Origin of the sequence: Roseovarius sp. (genome assembly GCF_018066915.1) — a bacterium.
Lineage (GTDB): Bacteria > Pseudomonadota > Alphaproteobacteria > Rhodobacterales > Rhodobacteraceae > Roseovarius.
In genome coordinates, this window is the sequence record NZ_JAGPVV010000129.1 from 1 (window position 1) to 7111 (window position 7111).

At 61.3% G+C, this 7111-nt stretch carries 7 protein-coding genes; 1 reads left to right on the plus strand and 6 read right to left on the minus strand.

Going from position 1 to position 7111, the window contains the following annotated elements; translation table 11 throughout:
- Positions 1-1036, plus strand: a 1036-nt coding sequence (locus tag KBT70_RS07060) for an FAD-binding oxidoreductase (protein WP_296630385.1), incomplete at its 5' end; no start/stop codon positions are given.
- Between the two features lie 57 nt (positions 1037-1093).
- On the opposite strand, the gene KBT70_RS07065 is transcribed toward KBT70_RS07060, so the two are convergent.
- The 6 genes from KBT70_RS07065 to KBT70_RS07090 form a co-directional block, all read right to left on the minus strand.
- Positions 1094-2314 carry a phenylacetate--CoA ligase family protein gene (locus KBT70_RS07065; RefSeq protein ID WP_296630388.1) on the minus strand — a complete coding sequence of 407 codons (1221 nt, stop codon included), beginning with the start codon at positions 2312-2314 and terminating at the stop codon, positions 1094-1096.
- Between the two features lie 41 nt (positions 2315-2355).
- Positions 2356-3180: an ABC transporter ATP-binding protein gene (locus tag KBT70_RS07070; RefSeq protein WP_296630391.1), complete on the minus strand. Its 825-nt coding sequence runs from the start codon at positions 3178-3180 to the stop codon at positions 2356-2358.
- A gap of 127 nt (positions 3181-3307) precedes the next feature.
- Positions 3308-4594 carry an ABC transporter substrate-binding protein gene (locus tag KBT70_RS07075; protein ID WP_296630394.1) on the minus strand — a complete coding sequence of 429 codons (1287 nt, stop codon included), beginning with the start codon at positions 4592-4594 and terminating at the stop codon, positions 3308-3310.
- Positions 4595-4694: 100 nt separating this feature from the next.
- Positions 4695-5771 (minus strand): branched-chain amino acid ABC transporter permease, encoded by a 1077-nt coding sequence (locus KBT70_RS07080; protein ID WP_296630396.1) that lies wholly within the window; start codon positions 5769-5771, stop codon positions 4695-4697.
- Complete coding sequence (locus KBT70_RS07085) at positions 5772-6023, minus strand: hypothetical protein (protein ID WP_296630400.1); 252 nt, start codon at positions 6021-6023, stop codon at positions 5772-5774. It lies immediately after the preceding gene.
- A gap of 4 nt (positions 6024-6027) precedes the next feature.
- Positions 6028-7014, minus strand: coding sequence for a branched-chain amino acid ABC transporter permease (locus KBT70_RS07090; RefSeq protein WP_296630402.1), 987 nt, complete (start codon positions 7012-7014; stop codon positions 6028-6030).
- Positions 7015-7111: the final 97 nt, after the last annotated feature.

Consider the following 7111-nt stretch of genomic DNA (forward strand, 5'->3'; position numbering starts at 1 on the left):
CGCCCTCAATCCCAACAAGCCGCTCTTTATCCAATGGTCCTATTTTCCGCGCCTGATCCCGTGGCTTTTGAAATTCGCGGCCAATGCCAATGACCGCGACACGCGGCGGATGGTGGCGGGGATCACCGGCATTGTCGCGGATAGTCTCGATCAGCATCTTGCGCTGACACGGGGCACGCGCGCGGAAAGATGGGTGGCCTCCAGCGATTTCAGCTATGCCTATGCGAGCCGTGCCGATTTCGAGGCCGATGCCTATGGCTGGGCGCTGAAACGCGCAGCGGGCTATGTGCCGGAACTGCTGGAAGGCGACGCGGTGCGAGAGGCAGAGCCGATGCTTGGCCCCGCAACACAGTGCCTTGCCACGCTCAAGGGCCATGGCCATATCCTCAATCCCGGCGCCTACATGGCCGATCTGGCCGCAGTCCTACAGGACGAGGGCGGGAAATACATGCAGGCCGCCGTGCGCGACATCACCCTGACCGATGGGCGGATCAGCGCGGTCGAGACGGATCGTGGCACGATGCCCTGCGATGCGGCGGTGCTAGCGGCGGGGATAAGGTCCAAGCCGTTGATGCGGAAACTGGGCCTCAAGGTGCCGCTTGAGGCTGAACGTGGCTATCATCTGCATTTTACCGCGCCGTCGCAGATACCGCGCAACCCGATGATGATCACGACGGGCAAATTCGCAGTCAATCCGATGGCGCATGGGCTGCGCTGCGCGGGCACGGTGGAATTGGGCGGGATCACCAAGGGACCATCGCGCGCACCGCTTGACCTGATCCGTCGCGGCGCGGCGCGGGTGTTTCCCGACCTGACCTATGAGGGGGTCGAGGAATGGATGGGCTTTCGCCCCTCTACCCCCGACAGCCTGCCGCTCATTGGCGAGATCGGGCGAACGGGCGTGCATGCGGCCTTTGGCCATCAGCATATCGGCCTGACCGCAGGGCCCAAGACAGGCCGGATCGTCGCCGACCTGATAAGCGGCAAGCGCCCGAATATCGACCTTGCGCCCTATGACGCCAACCGGTTTTCCTGACGGCCCTGCGATCTTGACAAGATCGCGGTCTGAAATCTTATCAAGATTTCGCTGGCGTCACTCGTAGCTGCGCAGATCCTCGATCACCTTGCCATCATTGGGCAGGCTGCCCGGCGGCACGATTTCGATCCGGCCCTTGAGCTTGAGTGTTTCGGCAACCGACCCCGCGAAATGCTCGGCCTCGCCACCCACCGACTCAATGCGAACGGTCATCACATCCGCTTCGCCTTCGCGGCTGGCGATAACACGCGCCCGCGATATGCTGTCGTGCCGCGCCACAAGGGCGGCCACCTGTTCGGGGCGCACGAACATGCCCTTGATCTTGGTGGTCTGATCGGCGCGCCCCATCCAGCCCTTGATGCGGAGGTTGGTGCGGCCACAGGAGCTTGCCCCCTCCATCACCGCGCTCAGATCGCCAGTGGCGAAACGAATGAGCGGATAGTCGGGATTGAGGGTCGTCACCACCACCTCGCCCACGTCGCCGGGGGCCACGGGATTGCCGGTGCCCGGCGTCACGATCTCGACGATCACGCCCTCGTCCACGATCATGCCTTCCATCGCGGCACTCTCATAGGCGATATTGCCCAGATCGGCGGTGGCATAGCATTGCAGACAGGCGATCCCACGCGCCGCATATTCCGCGCGCAGCGACGGGAAAAGCGCACCACCCCCGACCGCCGCCTTGGTGATCTTGAGAGGCAGGCCCATCTCTTCGGCCTTGTCGAGAATGACCTTGAGATAATCGGGCGTGCCGGCATAGGCGGTGACACCTACATCATGCGCGGCGCGCGCCTGCAATTCGGTCTGGCCGGTGCCCGCGGGCAACACTGCGGCCCCCACGGCCCGCGCGCCATTCTCGAAGATCATGCCCGCAGGGGTCAGGTGATAGCCAAAACAGTTCTGAACGATATCGCCCCGTCCCACACCACAGGCATGCAGAAAGCGGCCCATGCGCCACCAGTCGTGACCGACTCCGCCTGGCTCATAAATCGGGCCGGGGGATTGGAAGATGTGGGCAAATCCCGCCGCAGGCAGGCTTGTCAGCCCGCCAAAAGGCGCGGCGGCCCCCTGTGCGCGGCCCAGATCGGATTTGCGCAGCACCGGCAGGCGCGCCAGATCCCCGACCCCGGTGATCTGCGTTGCCTCGACCCCGTCCAAGGCCCCGCCATAGCCGGACAGCGCCTGCGCGCGCGCGATCTGGTCCGGCAGAGCACGGGCAAGCGCCTCTGCGCGCGCCTCGGCGCTGCGGGTTTCAAGCGGGTCGAAATACTGGGTCATGCCATCATCCTTGGGGGCGGTGTCTTGCAATGGGAAACGCGTCACGCCAGCCAACGCTTGCGGCGGCGATAGCTGCGCACGTCGCGAAAGCTCTTGCGCCCTTCGTCGGACATACCGAGGTAGAACTCCTTGACGTCCGGATTTTCACGCAGGCTGCGCGCGTCGCCATCCATCACCACCCGGCCCGACTCGAGGATATAGCCGTAATGCGCGAACCGCAGCGCCACGTTGGTATTCTGCTCGGCCAGCAAAAAGGTATAGCCCTGCTCTTCGTTCAGTGATTTCACGATGCCGAAAATCTGTTCGACCAATTGCGGGGCAAGGCCCATCGACGGCTCGTCCAGAAGGATTGTCTCGGGGCGGCTCATCAGGGCGCGGCCAATAGCGCACATCTGCTGCTCACCGCCCGAAGTATAGCCCGCCTGGCTCTTGCGCCGTTCCTTGAGGCGCGGGAAATAGGTGTAAACCATGTTGAGATCGGCGTCGATTTCACCCCGGCTGGCACCGCGCGTGTAGGCCCCGGTCAAGAGGTTCTCTTCGACGGTCAGATGCTCGAAGCAATGCCGCCCCTCCATCACCTGCACCACGCCCTTTTTCACCAGATCCGAGGGCATCAGATCCTGAACCCGCTCGCCGCGATAGGTGATGGTGCCCTTGGTGACTTCGCCACGCTCGGACCGCAAGAGGTTGGAAATCGCCTTGAGCGTCGTCGTCTTGCCCGCACCATTGCCCCCGAGGAGCGCGGTGATCCCGCCCTTGGGGACGGTCAGGCTGACGCCCTTGAGGACGAGAATGACGTGATTGTAGATCACCTCGATATTGTTGACCTCAAGCAGGGTCTCGTCGCGTGGGGTGGCATCCAGCATCTGCGTCTCTTTCTCCATGTCATCCCGGACTTGATCCGGGATATCTCGGCTTTTGTGGGCGCGGCGCCATGCCGCCGCGCACCATTTGCAGGGTCGTCCCGACTCGGGGCCGGGACGACTGTTTTCCTCAGCAGCCCGGCGTGATCCCGCTTTCGGCAGCAAAGGCCGCGCTGTCTTCTGCAACGAGGGCCGAGATGATCTCTTGATCCGACTGGAAGTAGTCGGTGATCAGCTTGAACTCGCCCGCAGCCGCATCCCATTGCGACACGGCACCATAGCCGTTGCCGCCGTGGTTCTGACAGCTGACCTTGAACTCGGGGCCAAAGTTGGGCAGGCCGAGCGCCGCCATCTTGGCCTCGGTCATTTCGAGGTTCTCCATGCCGTCGCGCATCTGTGCTGCGTTGATCGCGGTCACACCGTGCATTTCCTGCGCGGTCTTGATCGCCTCGGCAGCCAGCATTGCGGCATACATGCCCCGGTTATAGAGCACGCTGCCCACCTGATCACCAGCACCGGCGGCCTTGCCCGCATCGACGACATGCTTGCGCAGATCGTCATAGAGCGGGTATTCATCGCCGAGGTTGTGGAAGGTCAGTGCCTTGTACCCATTGGCGGCATCGCCCGCGGGCTTGACGTCATTCTCGGAACCCGACCACCAGATGCCGATGAAATTCTCCATCGGAAAGCGGATGTTCACGGCCTCTTGGATGGCGACCTGGTTCATCACGCCCCAGCCCCACATCAGCACGTAATCGGGACGGTCGCGGCGGATTTGCAGCCATTGCGACTTCTGCTCCTGGCCCGGATGTTCGACCGGCAACAGGATCAGCTCGAACCCGTGCTTCTTGCTCAGCTCTTCGAGCGTGCGGATCGGTTCCTTGCCATAGGCGGAGTTGTGATAGACGAGCGAAATTTTCTTGCCTTTGATATCGCCGCCGTTCAGGTCGAGGATATGGGTGATCGCGTGGCTGGCACCATCCCAATAGTTCGCGGGATAGTTGAACACCCATTTGAACACTTCGCCATTCTTGGCAGAGGTCCGGCCATAGCCCATGGTGTGCATCGGGATGCCATCAGATGTCACTTTGGGGATCAGCTGATAGGTGATACCGGTGCTGAGCGGCTGATAGATCAGCGCGCCATTGCCTGCGGCCTTGGTGCCCTCATAGCATTCCACACCCTTTTCGGTGTTATAGCCGGTCTCGCACTCCACCAGGTTGATCTTTTCCCCGCCGATGCCGCCATCGCGCTCGTTCAGCAGGGTAAAGTAATCCTGGTATCCGTCCGAGAACGGAATGCCATTCGCGCCATATGGCCCGGTGCGATAGCTGGTATCGACGATCGTCAACTCGGCAAGAGCCGGGCTTGCGACCAGCATGGCGGCGGTCAGGGCCGTCATCAGTCTCTGTCTCATCGGTTTATTCCTCCCTTGGTTTTTCCGATGTTTCGTCTTGGACGCGACATCTTGCGCCCAATCTCCTCCGGCTGGGTCTCAGCCCCCCGTGGCCCGCCGCTCAATGCGGGAAGGGCCAAAGTCTCAGTTTCTCCTTGGCCACGCGCCAAAGCTGCGCCAGACCATGCGGTTCGGCGATCAAAAAGATGATGATCAACGCGCCCACGATGATGAATTCCAGATGTGCCGCCAAATCGGTGGGCCAGCCAAGACCACCCACCAACGTATTCTTGAGCAGCACGGGCAAGAGCACGAGAAACGCCGCCCCGGCAAAACTGCCAAAGATCGAACCAAGCCCGCCGATGATTACCATGAAGAGCACGAGGAACGACTTGTTGATGCCGAACGCCTCGCCCACTTCGACCGCGCCCAGATAGATCGCAAAGAAAAGCGCGCCGGAGATGCCCACGAAAAAGCCTGACACCGCAAAGGCCGTCAGCTTCGCCTTGAGCGGGTTGACCCCGATGATCTCGGCGGCGATGTCCATGTCGCGAATGGCCATCCATTTCCGCCCCGCCATGCCGCGCGTCAGGTTGCGCGCAATGATGGCTGCGGCCACGGTGAAGACGAGGCAAAAGAGATACGCCGCCCAAGGTGCCGTTTCCGCCCCTGTGACCGGCACGCCGAACACGTAACGCTCGGGGGCGTTGATCTGGCCCGAGGCCGAGTAGTTGTAGAACCAGCCCACGCGGTTGAAGAGCCACACCAGAAAGAACTGCGCCGCCAGCGTCGCCACCGCGAGGTAAAAGCCCTTGATCCGGAGCGAGGGCAGGCCAAAGAGCACGCAGACAATCGAGGTGATGCCGCCTGCAAGGATGATGTGAAAAAATATGCTGACGTCTGGAAAGGCAGTCATGAGCTTGTAACTGGCATAGGCGCCCACCGCCATGAACCCGCCCGTCCCAAGCGACACCTGCCCGCAATAGCCCACGAGGATATTCAGGCCGATGGCCGCGATGGAATAGATCAGAAACGGAAGAAAGACCGCATTGACCCAGTAGTCGTTGATGACAAAGGGCACCACGGCAAAGGCCGCGACCAGCACCGCGTAATAACGGTAGCGGTCGAACTTGATCGGAAAGGTCTGGTTGTCCTGCTCGTAGGAGGTCTTGAAATCCCCCGCTTCCCGGTAAAACATCTAGAGAACCTCCCCATGAATATCGTCGTCGCGCTTGGTCGCGCGATTGGCCGGCTTGGCATAGCCCGTGGCCTCGGTGTGGCGCACCAGCCAGAGATAGGCGAGCATGCCAGCGCCCCCGCCCATGGCCGCGAGGATTGCAGCCGTGACCATCTGCGCAGTGTTTTCCACCTGTGCCGACAGGGCGAGATAGCCAAACGACCAGAACCCGGCCCAGGCGATCACATTGACGATGGCGATCAGCTTTTGCATGGTCTCACACCCTCTCGATGATCTTCTCGCCGAACAGGCCCTGTGGCCGGAACACGAGGAAAATGAGCGCCAGAACATAGGCGAACCAGTTTTCGGTCGCCCCACCCACCAGCGGGCCAACGGTGAATTCAAAGAGTTTTTCACCCACCCCGATGATCAGACCGCCCACAATCGCGCCGGGGATCGAGGTGAAACCGCCGAGCATCAGCACCGGCAACGCCTTGAGTGCAATCAGCGACAGCGAGAATTGCACGCCCGATTTGGTGCCCCACATGATCCCCGCCACAAGCGCCACAAACCCCGCCAGCGACCAGACCATGACCCAGATGAAGTTGAGCGAAATGCCCACCGAAAGCGCCGCCTGATGGTCATCCGCGACCGCCCGCATGGCGCGGCCCTGCTTGGAATATTGGGCAAAGATCACCAGCGCGATCACCAAAAGCGCCGCCACCACCGACGCCACAAGGTCGAGGTTGTCGATGAAGAACCCGTAGCCGAAAATGTTGAACGTGGTTTCGTCGATCATCAGGTTGATGCCCTGCGGCAGGCCCACATCAAGCTTCTTGATATCGCTGCCCCACATCATGTCCCCGAATCCTTCGAGGAAATAGGCCAGACCAATGGTCGCCATGAAAAGGATGATCGGTTCCTGGTTGACCAGATGCCGGAAAATCAACTGGTTCACGATCCAGGCAAGCGCCACCATGATCACCATGGTCAAGAGAATCGCCGCCAGCCCCGGCAAGTGCCAGCCGAAGTGATGAATCTCGGTGCCGAACACCGCATTGATCAGGTGGCTGAAGGGCACCCGCCCTTCCATCATCCCCACCAGTGTCATCGCCGCAAAGAGCGCCATCACCCCTTGGGCATAGTTGAAAATGCCCGAGGCCTTGTAGATGAGCACAAAACCAAGCGCGACCAGCGCATAGAGCACCCCCGCCATGAGGCCGTTCAGCACGACCTCCATCCCGAAAATCAACTGATCAGGCATTAGCGGCACTCCTCTGGGAAAAATTCACAGGCGACTTGGGCGACGGATACCTTGCGGGATGTCTAGTCATGCGCGACCCCCAGATAAGCGTCGATCA